This is a genomic window from Jiulongibacter sp. NS-SX5 (assembly GCF_052828545.1).
On the sequence record NZ_CM128248.1, the window covers coordinates 1144881 to 1160506 of the forward strand.

Genomic DNA, 15626 nt, shown 5'->3' on the forward strand with positions numbered 1-15626 from the left:
CATCTAAGAACTAAATAATCAATATGGATTTCCCATCGGAATTAAAGTACACCGAAGAACACGAGTGGATCAGAATTGAAGAAAATAACGTAGCCGTAATAGGTATCACAGAATTTGCCCAGAGTGAGTTAGGTGATATTGTTTTCGTAGAAGTAGAAACCGTAGATGAAGAACTTGAGGCGAATGCAGTCTTCGGTACCATTGAGGCGGTGAAAACGGTATCAGACTTATTCTTACCTGTGAATGGGAAAGTCATTGAGTTCAACGAAAAACTAGAAGATGAACCAGAATTAGTTAACTCTGACCCATACGGAGATGGCTGGATCATCAAAATGGAAATTGAAGATATGGAGGCTGTTGAAGCTCTGCTCGATAGCGACACCTATAAAAATCAAGTTGGTCAATAAAACGAAAGCCCTCAAGGGCTTTTTTTTTGAATACACATGAAGGTTTTAATTAAAAAAGCCAAAATAGTACAACCAAACTCTGCTCATCATCTCAAAAACAGAGATGTACTACTTATTGATGGCAAGATTGCCGAAATAGGCACAATCGAAAACTCCAAAGCAGACACCATCATCAAGGGGAAAGAACTTTACCTTTCTGCAGGATTTGCAGATTTACGAGCTTTCTCAAAAGAACCTGGCCATGAAGCCATGGAAAGCTTGGAATCATTGTCACAGGCGGCGGCTTTAGGTGGTTACTCAGATCTGCTTGTTATGCCGAATACCGAGCCCACGATTCAATCCAAAGGGTCGGTAAATTACTTTAAAAACGCTTCCAAGTATTCACAAGTCAACCTTCATACTGCAGCAGCCGTCACTTTAGAGACCAAGGGTGAGGATTTTACAGAGATGTGGGACCTACACGCCGCAGGTGCATTGGCTTTTACTGATGGACTGAAGCCCCTATGGAATGCTGACATCCTGTATAAAAGTCTGCAATACCTTTACCCAAAAAAAGCCCTTCTGATGAACAGACCAGAAGAAGCAGCTCTTGCCATGTTTGGCCAAATGCACGAGGGTATACCATCTACTCATATGGGAACCAAGGGGATCCCGTCTGAAGCAGAAGAAATGATGATCATGCGTGATCTCAAATTATTAGAATATGCGGGCTTTGAATCAGATAAGCCATTGCTTCATTTTAGCTGCATTTCTACTGCCAGCGGTTTAAACCTCATAAAGAAAGCTAAACAGAAAGGTCTGCCTGTAAGTTGTGACATAGCAGCTCATCAGCTTGCCTACACAGATGAAGATCTACTAGGGTTTGATACCAACCTCAAAGTTTCACCTCCTTTCAGGTCTAAAAAAGACATCAAAGCCCTAATCAAAGGAATAAGTGATGGCACTATTGACGCCGTAGTCTCTGATCACAATCCATGGGATGAAGAACACAAGAAAATGGAGTTTGATCTTGCGGAGTTTGGTGTCATTGGCCTTCAGACGGCCTTTGCCTCTATGCTCACTCACAGTGGTCTAACTGCAGAAGAGATCATTCCTTTGTTTACAGAAAAACCGAGATCACTTATAGGTCTGGAAAACCCAGCCTTTGAAGAAGGAGCTGAAGCAAATCTTACGGTCATAGATGCCGGAAAAAGCTTCACATTTACGGAAGATATGATTGTTTCCAAATCGAAAAACTCACCGTTCATCGGTAAAGAGTTAACCGGTAAAATAATGGCTAGTTTCCATAAAGGTCAAGCCACCATAGCTTAAGTAATGAAGAACAAGATTATTAAAATCAGTGTCATTTGGGGACTCATAGCCGGGCTCGTTTGTTTCCTTTTCTTCTTATCTATCTATGCTGTAGATGATAATCCTCTGATAAAAAAGAGACCTGATATCGGGATCAATATCTTATTCATTTTCCTGGCTACCTGGATTTATAAAAAAAGGAGAAAAGGCTATCTACACTTCTACGAGGGCTTTAGTATAGGCTTTCTCACCAACCTCATCGCTGCTCTTTTTAGTGGCTTGGCCATTTATTTGTTTCTGAAATTCTATGACATTCAGCCTTATCTGAACTGGAATGCCTACTCAAAGCAGTTTTTGTTAGAACAAAAGGAAGCTCTGGATACCGTCTTAAATGAAGAAAGCTTTAACTTGCAATTAAAGTCGTTTGATGAGATAAAACCTTACAGAGTAATTCTCGACGATTTGATGTTTAAGCAATTCGCCATTGTAGCCATCATGCTGATCTCAATGGCATTGCGTAAGCAAGGAGACGCCATTTCTTAAAACTATAACCCTATTCTAACATGGAACAAAAACCTTCTACTGCTCAAATTGCCCTGAAATGGGGTGTGATTGCCGGTTTAGCTGGTCTGGTGCTAACTACCGTAATGTACATGACAGACCTTTGGAAAAGCTCTGCAGCCTCTTTCCTTATCGGTATTGCTGTTTCAGTCTTCATGCTGGTCATGGCTATGAAAGAATTCAAAGAAGCTAATGGTGGCTTCATGACTTTTGGTGAGGGTCTGGGTGTAGGTATGCTGGCCAGTGTTATTTCTGCCATCATCGGCACCATTTATAATCAGGTCTACATGAAATTCATTGACACTGGTTTCCCTGACAAAATGAAAGATTTTCAGATTGAAAAAATGGAAGGTCAAGGTCTTTCTGAAGAGCAGATTGAAACTGCCCTGCAAATGAGCGAGAAGTTTACAACAGGCGGATTATCATTTATCATGCCTCTTGTTGCAGCTATCATCTTTTCTTTCATATTATCACTAATTGTGGCTGCTATTATGAAGAAAAACAAACCAGTATTCTAAACTAGTTTATGCTTGCAATATTTAAAAAAGAGCTCAATGGCTACCTGAATTCGCTGATTGCTTATCTGGTCATTGTGCTCTTTTTAATTTTAACAGGTCTGGTACTTTGGGTTTTCCCAGACAGTAATATTTTAGATTACGGCTATGCCGAAATGGGTCAGTTTTTTTCACTGACACCATTTATTTTGCTGATGTTGGTTCCGGCCATCACAATGAGGTCTTTCTCAGAAGAATTCAAAACCGGAACCATTGAATTCTTGATGACCAAGCCATTGACCAGTGCTCAAATAGTTCTTGGTAAATTTCTCGCGGCCTGGTTACTCATTATTCTGGCTATTCTCCCTACCGTCATTTATTATTTCTCTATAAAAAGCATTGGAAACCCTGTCGGGAATATTGACACTGGTGCTGTGATAGGCTCGTATTTCGGACTTTTTTTATTGGCGGGAGTCTTTACTGCCATTGGTATTCTATCCTCAGCTTTGAGCAATAATCAGGTAAGTGCCTTTATAGCAGGAGCTTTCCTTTGTTACTTTCTATTTGATGGTATCCATCAACTATCCAACCTTTTCAGAGGTGTAACTCAATATTTTTCTGACTATTTCAGTATCTATTTTCATTTCGAATCACTGAGTAGAGGAGTCATTGATAGCAGAAATGTGATTTATCTGGTTTCTGTAGCTCTAATCATGCTAGGACTGACTATTTTCGTTCTCGATAAAAAGAGAAAGTAAATTGTCCCATGAAACTTAAGATCTATCAGGCTGACGCATTTACCTCAAAGGTATTCGGGGGAAACCCGGCCGCTATCATCCCATTAGAAGATTGGCTTTCAGATGAACTCATGCAGAATATTGCTCTGGAGAATAATCTCTCTGAAACTGCATATGTGGTTAAAAAAGCGGATCGTTATGAAATACGTTGGTTCACTCCTACCATCGAAGTTAATCTTTGTGGCCATGCTACTTTGGCGGCTGCACATATCTTGTTTGAAGAATTAAATGAATCTGGAAATATCATTCATTTTGATTCTAAAAGCGGCCCATTATCTGTTTCCAGAGACAGTAGAGGGCTCACACTTGACTTTCCTACAGAAAAACCGCAGGCGGGCTCACTTCCTGAAGGCTTAGCAGATTGTTTCAACGTTTCAGCCACTGAAACATTAATAGCAGGCGAAGACTTCTTCTTGGTTTATCAGTCTGAGGAAGAAGTAAAATCTCTAAATCCGGATTTCAATAAACTAGCACATATCAAATGTCGAGGTGTGATCTGTACCGCACCTGGCAATGAAGTTGATTTTGTAAGCCGCTTTTTCGCTCCCGCCGCGGGCATTAATGAAGATCCGGTAACGGGTTCTGCCCATGTCAAACTATGCCCATACTGGTCAGAGAGATTAGGCAAACAAGAGCTGACAGCCTGGCAAACTTCTGCCAGAAAGGGAGAACTCATTTGTCAGGATAAAGGTGAAAGAACGCTCATTTCAGGTTCTGCTGTAACTTATCTCAAAGGAGAAATTTGGGTATAGACTTGCTCTTCAGGAATATATATGTCCATTTCCTTGACAACCCCTATCTCGATTTTGTAGATTTGCGGGCTGTTTGACATCAATAGTTAACAGAATTTCAGACTTTCCCCGTAGTCTGCAATCTTTTTCACATCTAATAGAAGGGGCAACAGAACGTAAATGAAATTATCTCAATTCAAGTTTGATCTTCCGCATAGCTTAATTGCCATGCAACCCAAAGAACAACGTGACGGAGCAAGAATGATGGTCATTGACCGTGCTACCGGCAAAATAGAACATAAAATGTTTACCGATATCGTAGATTATTTTGATGATGGCGATATCATGGTAACCAATAATACAAGAGTTTTTCCTGCAAGACTATATGGTTCCAAAGAAAAAACCGGTGCCAAAATCGAAGTTTTCTTGCTTCGTGAACTGAACAGAGAAATGAGACTTTGGGATGTTTTGGTAGACCCTGCAAGAAAAATCAGAGTTGGAAATAAATTGTACTTTGGTGAAAGTGACTTAGTAGCCGAAGTAATAGATAATACCACTTCAAGAGGTAGAACCATCCGTTTCCTTTTTGATGGAGATCATGAAGAAATGATGTCTACCATTCATGAATTAGGTGAAACACCAATTCCTAAGGAAATTATTACTCGTGAGGTTACTGATCTGGATAGAGAGCGTTTCCAAACCATCTTTGCTACTGAGGAAGGTGCTGTATCTGCCCCTACGGCCGGAATGCACTTTACGAAAAACATCATGCGTAAGATGCAGATAAAAGGGGTGGAATTCTCTCCTATTACCCTTCATATCGGTATTGGAACGTTCAGAGGCGTAGAGGTTGAAGATTTAACGAAACATAAAACAGACTCCGAGAACTTCACCATCAAACAGTCTACCTGTGATGCGGTGAATAATGCCTTGGACAATGGTAAGCGTGTATGTGCCATCGGTACTACATCTCTGAAAACATTAGAGTCCTCTGTTTCAGCAAACCTTCGCTTGAAAGCAATTGACAACAGCTGGACTGATAAATTCCTGTTCCCTCCTTACGATTTTAAGATCGGGAATGCCTTATTAACCAACCTTCACCTGCCGCAGTCAATCGTCTTGATGTCTGCTTGTGCTTTTGGTGGTTATGAGCTTATCATGGATGCTTATCAGGAGGCCATCAAAGAAAAATATGAGTTTTTCACTTACGGAGACTCAATGTTGATTCTATAAGAAATCAAATCTGTATATTTGATAGCCTACCATTTGGTAGGCTATTTTTTTATCTCAGCATGTCAGAACAAGCAAAATTCTCGGTAATCGTGGCTGGCGGAAGCGGTACACGAATGAAATCTGTGATTGCGAAGCAATTCCTTCCTCTTGATGATAAACCAATTTTGGCTCATACAATTGAACGTTTTTTGTCAATTGAAGGGAATACGGTGATTGCCGTTCTGCCCGCATCAGATATGATTTTCTGGCACGAGATAGTGGAAAGTGACCCTGTATTTATAAAAGCTGACAGTGAGGGCAGACTCAAAACTGTAGAGGGCGGACAAACCCGCTATCAGTCTGTAAGTAATGGTCTAGCTGCTATTTCAAAAAATGAAGGCCTTGTGGCCATACATGATGGGGTAAGGCCTCTCGTTTCAGAGGAGCTTATTAATAATGCCTTTAGTGAAGCTCATCAAAAAGGGTCCGCCGTTCCGGCAATTCCATTAAAAGATTCTGCCAGATGGGTAGACGACAATGGGAATAAGCATATTGACCGAACTGCGGTCAGGTTAATTCAAACTCCTCAGACATTTGACCTTAGCTTGATAAAAAAGGCCTTTGCTCTAGGAGAGCAAACTCATTTTACCGATGATGCTTCTGTGATTGAATTTGCAGGCCATAAGGTCAATTTAATCGAGGGCGATTACAGAAATATCAAAATCACCACACCGGAAGATCTGGAAGTGGCAGAAATCTTCTTAAAGAACTCAAAATGATTGTTTGTGTAGCCTCAAAGAATCCTGTAAAAATAGAATCCGCTCAAACGGGTTTTCAACAGCAATTTCCAAAGGAAACAATTGAAGTGCACTCGGTAAGTGTGCCTTCAGGGGTGCCTGATCAACCGATGGGTTCTGAAGAAACATACCTAGGAGCACTCAACAGAGCTAAAAACGCTCAAAATGAATACCCGGAAGCCGATTTCTGGATCGGTATAGAAGGCGGAAATATTCGTCATGATCAGGAAATGGAGGTGATGGCATGGGTAGCCATACTATCTAAAAACCAAATAGGTAAAGCCAGAACAGCCGGCTTCTTCCTTCCTCAAAAAACGATAGAGTTAGTTAATCAAGGAATAGAACTTGGTCATGCCGATGAGCTAGTATTTGGTATTCAGAACAGTAAGCAAAAAATGGGTAGTTCGGGACTTTTAACCGACGGATTGATCAATAGAAAAGACCTTTACGTTCCGGCTGTAATTTTTGCCCTTGTACCATTCAAGAAAAAGGACGCATACCTTTGACCTATTTGAGGTTGACCTAGTAAAACCGAAGCATTTTTAGTAATTTTGCAGCGATTTTGAAAGCCGATTACCTAATCGCTAAACCCTTTTCATGGCATCGCAGAATAACAAAAAAAGATTTCCAAATTTCTGGAAAAACATTGCCGATTTAATCCTTAATAATCGAATTCCCTGGCTGGCTGTTATTGTGGCTATCACAGGCTTTATGGGCTACAAGGCTACCAGACTGGAGCTTTCCTATGAGCTCCCGAAAATTCTCCCTCAGTCTGATGAAAGTTTTCAGCTATACGAGAATTTCAAAGCCAGATACGGAGAAGATGGTAATGTTATGCTCATAGCACTTGAGTCAGATGACATTTACAAGCTTGACGTGTTTCAAAAATGGCATGCTCTCAGCCGAAATATAAAGGCCATAGACGGAATCAAAAATGTGGCCTCAAATACCAATCTATTTGAAATCATCAATAATGAAGAAGAGAAAAAGTTTGACTTCAAACCTATTTCTTCAATAGCTCCTACGACTCAGGCTGAGGTAGACAGTATCAAAAAAACTATAGAGCAATATCCTTTCTACAGAGGATTTATCTTTAGTGAAGATGGCAAGGCTCATCTGATGGCTGTGACCTTTGATCAGGAGAAAATGAACTCTTCCAGTAGGATTGGGATAACCGAAGAAGTCAGAAATTTGGCAGCCGCTTTTGGAGAAGAAACCGGTATTGAAATGCACTACTCCGGGATGCCTTTTGTGAGAACAAACTTTATGTCAAAGGTGAGCTCAGAAGTAGCCATGTTTATGGGGCTGGCCTTTCTGGTAACCACCGTTATTCTCTTCTTATTCTTCAGATCATATCGTGTTGTCTTTTTTGCCGTTTTGGTCATTGCCATATCTGTGCTTTGGTCTGTAGGTTTTATTGAGGTCTTTGGTTATAAAATTACCTTGCTTACTGGCCTTATCCCTTCAATTATTATTGTTATAGGTATACCAAACTCCATTTTCCTGATCAATCGCTATCAGGAGGAGTATTTGCGTTGCAAAGATCAGATTAAAGCTCTCAAAATAGCGATCGAGAAGATAGGGAAAACCACGTTTATCGCGAATGTGACGACCTTCATAGGTTTCATTGTGTTTTACTTCACCGGTAGCCCTCTCCTACTCGAGTTTGGTTTGGTAGCGGCTATTAGTGTTTTAGCTACATGGGCTCTGTCTCTGGTTTTGATACCAATCATTTTTAGCTATAATCCTAAACCGAAGGCCAAACACGTACGACACCTGGAGAACAAGAATATTTCGAAGTTTCTGGAGGTAGTTGATTTCATTGTACACAACAGAAGGACCAAGCTTTATTGGGTTATCGGTATACTTGTAGGTCTTTCCGTTTTCGGTATGACCAGAATTCAATCCATCGGTCATATTGTAGATGATCTACCGGAAGACGATCCTGTATTTACTGATTTAAAGTTTATTGAAAAGCATTTCAAGGGGATTGTACCTTTTGAGGTTTCAATTGATACTAAAATTGAGAACGGTGCTTTACAACCGGAAACCCTGCAAAAAATTCGTTTGGTACAGCGTGAATTTGCGAAGTATCCTGAATTTACAAAGCCGATTTCAGTAGTAGAAGCCATTAAATTCGTTTACCAAGGCTACAGAGGTGGTGACTCGAAATATTATCGCCTTCCGGGGGCTTTAGAGCTAAACAAGCTTTCTGCTTACGCGGGAATGGCTGAAGGAAAAGAGAATCTGGCCAGTGGCTTTATGGATTCTACAAGAACTCATACAAGAATTAGCTTCCAGAGTGCAGATGCAGGAACCATTCGAATGACAGAAATGATCAATCATTTGCAGCCGAAAATCGATTCGATTTTTAATTATGACAGGGAATTTGAAGAATGGCTGCCTGAAGATCAGCAAGTGGATGCACAATTGACCGGAAACGGCGTGGTGTTTACAAAGGGGAATGACTATTTGCTAAGCAACCTAAGAGACAGCACCATCATGGCTATCATTTTAGTTTCGCTGGTGATGGCTACGCAATTTTTAAACCCAAGGACCATTCTGATTTCTACCATCCCAAGTGTAATTCCTTTAATCATTACGGCTGGGGTAATGGGTTATTTCGGAATTCCTCTCAAACCCTCTACGACGCTTATTTTTAGCATTGCCTTCGGGATTGCCTCTGATGGTACAATATACTTTCTGACAAAATACAAGGAGGAGATAGAAAACGGTAAATCGATTGCCGACGCTGTAAGTGCCACTATCAAGCAAACAGGTTTGAGTATGTTCTACACGGCTATTATCCTCTTCTTTGGTTTCGGAATTTATGTAATTTCAGGATTTAAAGGGACAGTTTTTCTGGGTCTCTTAGTTTCATTGACCTTACTGATTGGCATGATCTCAAATCTGGTTCTACTTCCATCGTTCCTGATGACCTTAGACAAACGTCAAAACGACAAGAAAAATCTGGCAAATGGCTGATTACCTCACTACACTTGGCTTAAAATTACCTTCTGACCCAAGATGGGTGGATATAGCTAAAATGAATCTGGCTGATATCCTGATAGACCATGCTTTTTGTGAGCAAAAGGCTGCTTCCAGCTGTATCTCTTTAATTGTAAAATATCCGGAGAAGCAGAAGTTAGTAGAAGTAATGACGCCCGTGGTAGCAGAAGAATGGGGTCATTTTCAGAGAGTACTGAAAGAGATGGCCAAGCGAGGAATAGAACTCACAAAAGCCAGAAAAGATGAATATGTAGCCCAGCTAGCTCAATGTAAAAAGAAGGGTGGAAGCCGTGATGAACAACTCATGGAAGAGGTGCTGATCTGTGCCATGATAGAAGCCAGAAGTGCAGAGAGATTCAAGCTTTTATCTCAGGAGATAAAGGATGAAAAGCTTCAAAAGTTCTACCACGAACTAATGATATCAGAGGCTGGCCATTACAAGAACTTCATAGAATTAGCCGCAGAATACAATCCGAAAGAGAAAGTGCAAGCCAGATGGCAAGAGCTACTTCAACAGGAAGCTGAAATCATGAAGAATCTTGAAGTAAGAGCAGACAGGTTTCATTAATTTACAGCATTCACGATAGTATATCCTACAAGCATAGGAGCCCGGGCTGAGGGCGGCTGATGATAGACAAAAACCTCATAGGTATTACCTGTATCAGAAAAGTTACCTTCGAAAAACTTGAAATCGAGAGGCTGTGGTTTTTCTTCAATTGCAAACTGAAAGTCATAGACTCCCTGCTTTAAAGCAATGTTGGTCTGATACACTCCTTGGTTATAATCATAGGCCATTTCAGCAGAGTTTGTACATTGATAGTTATTGAAACCTCCCAGTACACAGACCTTTTGATAATCCGGGTGCTCTATAGACTCAATCTTGAAATGTACATTCACGTAATCTGCAGTACTGGCAGGATGACCATCTTCCTGAGTTTCTATAATGTATTGACCATTAAGATCTGGTGAACTCAGGTAAGTTAAATTTGATCGGGGGCTCTGAACTCGAACAAATACATGATCTTCGTAACCTTGCTGCGTTTCCTGGACATTAGTGCCACTTGTATAAGTACTTCTGATATCAAGTCTTCTAAATTCATTTCCGGCCTCAAAAAGGTTCTCGTTTTTAAAAAATCGATAAGCCAGTGTATTTCTGGAATTGTTTACAGAGGATGCCTCAAAACCAGACCTGATGGTTTCATCCCTGAAATTCTGCCTTATTTCAATATGGAAGTCGGTTCTTGGATTTCTTACCTCATATGCAGGATGGGCTATTTCAAAATTTACCTGTTGATGCGTTCTCCACATGGAAGGATCCTGGGGTATCTGTACTTCCGCCGATACTCCCACTAAGGCCTCCACTACCCTGAATCTTCTACGTAATAAAGGCTCGCCATAGAGATCATTTTCATAAAGTTCTAAAATATAGTTTCCTGACAATTTGGTTTTCGGCAATTGGAAACCATAATGGTAATAGGGCTTTTTAGTACCTTGAGAAACATGATAATCATTGATGATAAAATCATTATAATCAGTCAGATACTCCAAGTCTCTTAATCTGGATAATTTCCAATCAAGGTCACAATGCAGAATTTTCACATGGAATTGTCGGTATGATGCCCTGAGGTCGTCAAACTCTAAAATCCATTGTTGCGAAGAATTCAAACTAAATATAGCCGGACTTAAGTCCGAATGAGCACTGCTCTGCGTATATGGGTAAAGCTGAATTGTCTTGATATCAGGGTCATATGTTATTGAATTTAATGGCTCCTGACCTTGAGTCATAAAAGCAAATAAGCTAAATTTAAGAATCCAAAACCCCTTTATAAACTTCATTAGAATCGATTATGAGAGTAAAGATAGCTGCAATTGTTTTACTAATCCTTTCAATGATTTCTTTTCAAAGTTATTCTCAGTTAATGATCTTTGAGTTATATGCTCACGGTGGAAATAGTGGAGCCAGATATCAAAACGATTTTGTTGTGATTTATAATTCAGGAGGATCGGCTCAATCTTTAAATGGTTGGTCCTTGCAATATGCATCTGCAGCAGGATCCTCATGGTCAAAACATAATTTTAGTGCTTCAGCGAGCATTCCTGCTGGTGGATACTTTATTCTTGAAGCCACTACCTCAGGAACTGATGGCACAGCATTACCCAGTCTAAGCCTTACCCCCTCAGGTAGTCAGCAGCTTGGTGAAACCTCCGGAAGCTTTGGAACTGGATCTTTTGGAACCACTGGAGGTAAAATTGCTTTACTGAGTACCAATAATACATTAAGCACAAATACTCCAAACACTAACCCTGAAGTTGGTTCAACTATAGTTGACTTCCTTGGTTATGGGTCTCCAAGTGACTCAGAAAATACGGCAGCAACTACACCTACATCAACAAGGGTTTTATATCGTTCTAATGGTACCGATACTAATAATAACTCAACTGATTTCGCTAGAAGTGACTTTCTTTCGAATGGCTCATTTCCTGTACAGTTAATTAGCTTTAAAGGTGTAGCTGAAAATACCGCAATCAAACTCATGTGGCAAACAGCATCAGAAACCAATAGTTCTCATTTTGAGCTTCAAAAAAGTAGAAATGCCGTGAACTTTGAAACTATTGCCAAGATTAAAGGACAAGGTGTCAGTACAGAAGAATCCCTTTATGAATCTATTGATAATCAACCTTTTGAAGGCGACAATTACTATCGTTTAAAACAAGTAGATCTGGATGGGACGATAGATTATTCTAAGACTATTCACGTTTTCTACACTTCTGATCAATCATTTGTGAGTCTGTACCCGAATCCGGTGATGCAAGGATCTAAGCCACAAATCGTAAAAAGTTCTAATCTCAACCTTAGTGCTGTTTTCTCTACTAATGGAAGAAAAGTATCGAAAGACCTGAATAAGCTTAATTCGGGAGTTTATGTACTCCGATTCATCGATGAGGAGAAAAAGGAACAGATCAATAAAAGACTAGTGGTGCATTAGTCTTCTAATTCCAACATTTTGGCTTCCCATTTTTCATGGGCTTGCTTCAGATTGAATTTGACTTTCTCATAACGTTTGTTCTCTTTGGCTAATTTATCGGGATTGTTGAATACGTCTTCTTGGGCAAGTTTAGCCTCTATTTTAGCCTTCTGCTCTTCCAAGTCTTCTATTTTGGCCTCGCAGTCTTCAATCTCTTTTTCAATTTTCTTACGGTCGTCGTTTGATCGGTCTCTGTAGTCCTGATTCTCCTTGGCTTTCTTCTCACCTTTATCAGCAGACTCCTCTTTTTTAACTCCGTTTTGCTGTTCTTTTTCACGCTCAGCCTGCCACCAGAGATACTCATCAAATGTACCAGGGTACACCTTAATTTCTTCGTCTTCTATATACCAGATTTTATTGGCTACTTGCGACACAAAGTGCCTATCGTGAGAAACAACCACATAAGTACCTTCATATTGCTGAAGTGCCTGGACCAAAATACTTACCGATTGCATATCCAGGTGGTTGGTCGGCTCATCAAGTAGTAGAAAGTTGGCTTCAGAAATCAAAACTTTTGCTAAGGCAACACGAGATTTTTCTCCACCTGATAATACTTTGATCTTCTTGAATACATCCTCTCCACCAAACAAGAAACAGCCCAACACTGACCTCAATTCCGTCTCTGAACGAGTGGGGTCAGCATATCTCAGCTCATCAAGAAGCGTTTCATTGATATGTAAAGATTCTAACTGGTGCTGTGCGTAGAAAGAGAAATTGACGTTATGACCCAAGGCTCGTTTTCCTTCGTGTTTTTCTGTTCCTGCTATAATTCTTAAGAGTGTTGACTTCCCTTTACCATTGGCTCCAATCAAAGCAATCTTGTCGCCTCTCTCTATATGCCCCATGGTATCGTTTAAAATCACCTTCTCTCCGTATGCTTTTGAGATATCATCAAGACGCATCACATGTCTGCCGGGCTGGGTACCAAACTGAAACTTGAAATGGACTTTTGCATCATCACTAATGACATCTTCCACCAAGTCCATACGCTCAAGGGCCTTAACTCTAGACTGCACCTGACGAGCTTTTGTGGCTTTCGCTTTAAAACGCTCAATAAATCGCTCGGTCTGTCTGATTTGAGCCTGCTGATTTTCATAAGCACCTTTCTGTATCTCATTACGAAGTTCCTTCTCTTCAAGATAAAAGGAATAATTCCCTGGGTATTGATTGAGTTTATATCCGGAAACTTCAACAGTACTTGTCGTTACATTATCAAGGAAAGTTCTATCGTGAGAAACCACAATCACCGCATTTTCATAATTGGCAATATACTTTTCAATCCACTGAATAGAAGGAAGATCAAGGTGGTTGGTAGGCTCATCTAAAAGTAAAACGGATGGCTTTTGAAGCAGGAGCTTCGCTAGCATCACTCTCATTCTCCATCCCCCCGAGAACTCTTTTAATGGACGATTCAAATCAGCTGTTTTAAAGCCTAGCCCTTCCAGGATTTCTTCGGCCTTTGATTGAATAGAATACCCACCCAGAATATCAAACTCTTCCTGAAGTTCACCTAGTTTCATGACCAGATCATCAGAATAATTGGCTTCCATTTCAGCTAAAACCTCATCGATTTGATTTTGAAGCTCTAACTCACGCTGAAAGCCCTGCATGGCTACCAAAAGTATTGACTCTTCTGATTCGTATGAAAGCAAATCCTGATTTAAGAAACCCAGACTCACATCACCAGCCATAGAGATGTTTCCGGCATCTGGCTGGTATTCTCCTACAATAAGCTTAAGAAGGGTTGACTTACCTTTTCCATTTAAACCGATGAGACCAATCTTGTCTTTTGGTTTAATCTGTAAAGAAGCCTCTTCAAATATGGGTCTTCCTCCAAAATAGAAGGATAAATTATGTATTGTAAGCATGTATTCTGTTCTAAGCTGCAAAAGTAGCGAGCATTAGAAGAATAAGCAATGGCAGACAGAATTGCACACTACCTTTACGCAATAATTCAAACTCAAAAAAGAGAATCGCAAGAAAGCTCCTATTGATTCACCTGCGTCTTCTGGAACAGACCTACCACCCCGGGAAAGGACTGATTGGTATTGATTTCAACTTCGGGATATAAAAAACGCTGAGGAATGCTGGTAGCAATGCTGTTTTTGATAGGAATCCCTATCAGATTATTGGTTCTACGGGTATCATGAAAAATTTGAGGAGAACCGATCATAGTGATGTACTTCTCTTCAAGAATTACGCGTAAAAGTGTATTCCCACCGATTTCTACCTCTGGGAAATCATCATTATAAATAGAAGACAATTCGCGTCTTACTTCATTGAAAACGTCTCTGGCCTCATCTTCATTACCCAGTCTAAGCTCAGCTTCGGCTAAAATAAACTGATTCTCAAACCAATCGACAATAGGATAAGAGGCTTCCTGAGCGAAATATCCGCCTTCGTTATAATTCAGCTCGTTGCCTTGAAAGTAGACCGCATATCTTGATTCTTCTCCCGGAGTAAACAAGACCCTATCAGTGCTGATATCACTAAGGTTTATCAACTTTCTCAAATTAGATCTGGTAGCTGTCAGGTATCCTCCACGCTGCTCAATACCAAACTGATAATACAGGTTTCTTTGACCTTCTACATCGGTGTGATTAGCCATTAAACTTCTTTCACGAGAAGAAATGCCTAATAATGCTTCTTCTCTGGCACGTGCATAATCTTTGGCCAGCAAATAGTAACGAGCCTTTAAAGTATGCCCTACTTCGGCCCATTGAGCTGAATTGGCTTCGAAGACAGGACTTCCATAAAAATCTGCAACTCTCAAATTACCCACATTGTCTATCCCCTGAGATAAAAGCTCCTGAGCTGCATTCAGCACATTTGATTGGGGATCATAAGACGGATGCGGAAAATCAACCGGCTGAGCACTTTCTGAATAAGGCACATCACCAAAAAGTGCTGCTAATTCTGCCGCCATAACCGCCTCAACGATTTGAGATACTCCTAACAATGAAGTATTCCCACTTTCAGCTGCTTTTTCCTGGATAATTCTAGTTTGTGAAATACCTCCGGTGTAATTATTACTCCATATTCCGTCAAAATCTCCTGAATTGACCTCATAGGTATTATAACTCGTAAATTGATTGCTGAAGCCCGTGTATTGATCTGTGAAAATCCCACACATTCTTGAGGCCTCACCTTCTGTCATAAGAACCCAACTCAGATTAGCCTGACCGATGATTAATTCAGCGGGTGCATCTGTAAAGTTATTTGGGTCAGTGTTTAACCCTTCCGAATATTTTTCGCAAGAAATGATGGCCAAACTAAGGACCGCTAATATCAACTTCTTCATA

Annotated in this window: 15 protein-coding genes; 12 read left to right on the forward strand and 3 right to left on the reverse strand. The window is 40.4% G+C overall.

Annotated features, from left to right (window positions below):
* Nucleotides 1-23: 23 nt before the first annotated feature.
* From gcvH to miaE, 11 genes are all read left to right on the forward strand, one after another.
* Nucleotides 24-407, forward strand: a complete 384-nt coding sequence (gene gcvH, locus ACUXV0_RS05190) for a glycine cleavage system protein GcvH (RefSeq protein WP_446192006.1) — start codon at nucleotides 24-26, stop codon at nucleotides 405-407.
* Nucleotides 408-443: 36 nt separating this feature from the next.
* Nucleotides 444-1718 (forward strand): dihydroorotase, encoded by a 1275-nt coding sequence (locus ACUXV0_RS05195; RefSeq protein ID WP_446192007.1) that lies wholly within the window; start codon nucleotides 444-446, stop codon nucleotides 1716-1718.
* Nucleotides 1719-1721: 3 nt separating this feature from the next.
* Nucleotides 1722-2240 (forward strand): DUF4199 domain-containing protein, encoded by a 519-nt coding sequence (locus tag ACUXV0_RS05200; protein ID WP_446192008.1) that lies wholly within the window; start codon nucleotides 1722-1724, stop codon nucleotides 2238-2240.
* A 20-nt stretch (nucleotides 2241-2260) separates the two neighbouring features.
* Complete coding sequence (locus tag ACUXV0_RS05205; RefSeq protein ID WP_446192009.1) at nucleotides 2261-2776, forward strand: DUF4199 domain-containing protein; 516 nt, start codon at nucleotides 2261-2263, stop codon at nucleotides 2774-2776.
* Between the two features lie 8 nt (nucleotides 2777-2784).
* Nucleotides 2785-3510 carry a gliding motility-associated ABC transporter permease subunit GldF gene (gene gldF / locus ACUXV0_RS05210; protein ID WP_446192010.1) on the forward strand — a complete coding sequence of 242 codons (726 nt, stop codon included), beginning with the start codon at nucleotides 2785-2787 and terminating at the stop codon, nucleotides 3508-3510.
* Between the two features lie 8 nt (nucleotides 3511-3518).
* Nucleotides 3519-4301, forward strand: coding sequence for a PhzF family phenazine biosynthesis protein (locus tag ACUXV0_RS05215; RefSeq protein ID WP_446192011.1), 783 nt, complete (start codon nucleotides 3519-3521; stop codon nucleotides 4299-4301).
* A gap of 159 nt (nucleotides 4302-4460) precedes the next feature.
* Nucleotides 4461-5513, forward strand: coding sequence for a tRNA preQ1(34) S-adenosylmethionine ribosyltransferase-isomerase QueA (gene queA / locus ACUXV0_RS05220; protein ID WP_446192012.1), 1053 nt, complete (start codon nucleotides 4461-4463; stop codon nucleotides 5511-5513).
* A 59-nt stretch (nucleotides 5514-5572) separates the two neighbouring features.
* The gene (locus ACUXV0_RS05225; protein WP_446192013.1) at nucleotides 5573-6271 is read left to right on the forward strand and encodes a 2-C-methyl-D-erythritol 4-phosphate cytidylyltransferase; all 699 of its coding nucleotides are present in this window, start codon (nucleotides 5573-5575) and stop codon (nucleotides 6269-6271) included.
* On the forward strand, nucleotides 6268-6795 hold the full coding sequence (gene yjjX, locus ACUXV0_RS05230) for an inosine/xanthosine triphosphatase (protein ID WP_446192014.1): 528 nt from the start codon (nucleotides 6268-6270) through the stop codon (nucleotides 6793-6795). Before ACUXV0_RS05225 ends, yjjX begins: the two co-directional genes overlap by 4 nt.
* Nucleotides 6796-6886: 91 nt before the next feature.
* Entirely contained in the window at nucleotides 6887-9274 is a 2388-nt protein-coding gene (locus ACUXV0_RS05235; RefSeq protein WP_446192015.1) for an efflux RND transporter permease subunit, read from the forward strand.
* A complete protein-coding gene (gene miaE / locus ACUXV0_RS05240) occupies nucleotides 9267-9866 on the forward strand; it encodes a tRNA isopentenyl-2-thiomethyl-A-37 hydroxylase MiaE (RefSeq protein WP_446192016.1) in 600 nt (199 codons plus the stop codon). Before ACUXV0_RS05235 ends, miaE begins: the two co-directional genes overlap by 8 nt.
* Here miaE and ACUXV0_RS05245 read toward each other — a convergent pair.
* Nucleotides 9863-11134, reverse strand: coding sequence for a type IX secretion system plug protein (locus ACUXV0_RS05245; RefSeq protein ID WP_446192017.1), 1272 nt, complete (start codon nucleotides 11132-11134; stop codon nucleotides 9863-9865). The genes miaE and ACUXV0_RS05245 overlap by 4 nt on opposite strands.
* Before the next feature lie 11 nt (nucleotides 11135-11145).
* On the opposite strand from ACUXV0_RS05245, the gene ACUXV0_RS05250 reads away from it, so the two are divergent.
* Nucleotides 11146-12285, forward strand: coding sequence for a lamin tail domain-containing protein (locus ACUXV0_RS05250; protein WP_446192018.1), 1140 nt, complete (start codon nucleotides 11146-11148; stop codon nucleotides 12283-12285).
* On the opposite strand, the gene ACUXV0_RS05255 is transcribed toward ACUXV0_RS05250, so the two are convergent.
* Both ACUXV0_RS05255 and ACUXV0_RS05260 read right to left on the reverse strand, forming a co-directional pair.
* Complete coding sequence (locus ACUXV0_RS05255) at nucleotides 12282-14192, reverse strand: ABC-F family ATP-binding cassette domain-containing protein (protein ID WP_446192019.1); 1911 nt, start codon at nucleotides 14190-14192, stop codon at nucleotides 12282-12284. The two genes, ACUXV0_RS05250 and ACUXV0_RS05255, sit on opposite strands and share 4 nt — an antisense overlap.
* 119 nt (nucleotides 14193-14311) lie before the next feature.
* Nucleotides 14312-15625, reverse strand: a complete 1314-nt coding sequence (locus ACUXV0_RS05260; RefSeq protein ID WP_446192020.1) for a SusD/RagB family nutrient-binding outer membrane lipoprotein — start codon at nucleotides 15623-15625, stop codon at nucleotides 14312-14314.
* Nucleotide 15626: the final 1 nt, after the last annotated feature.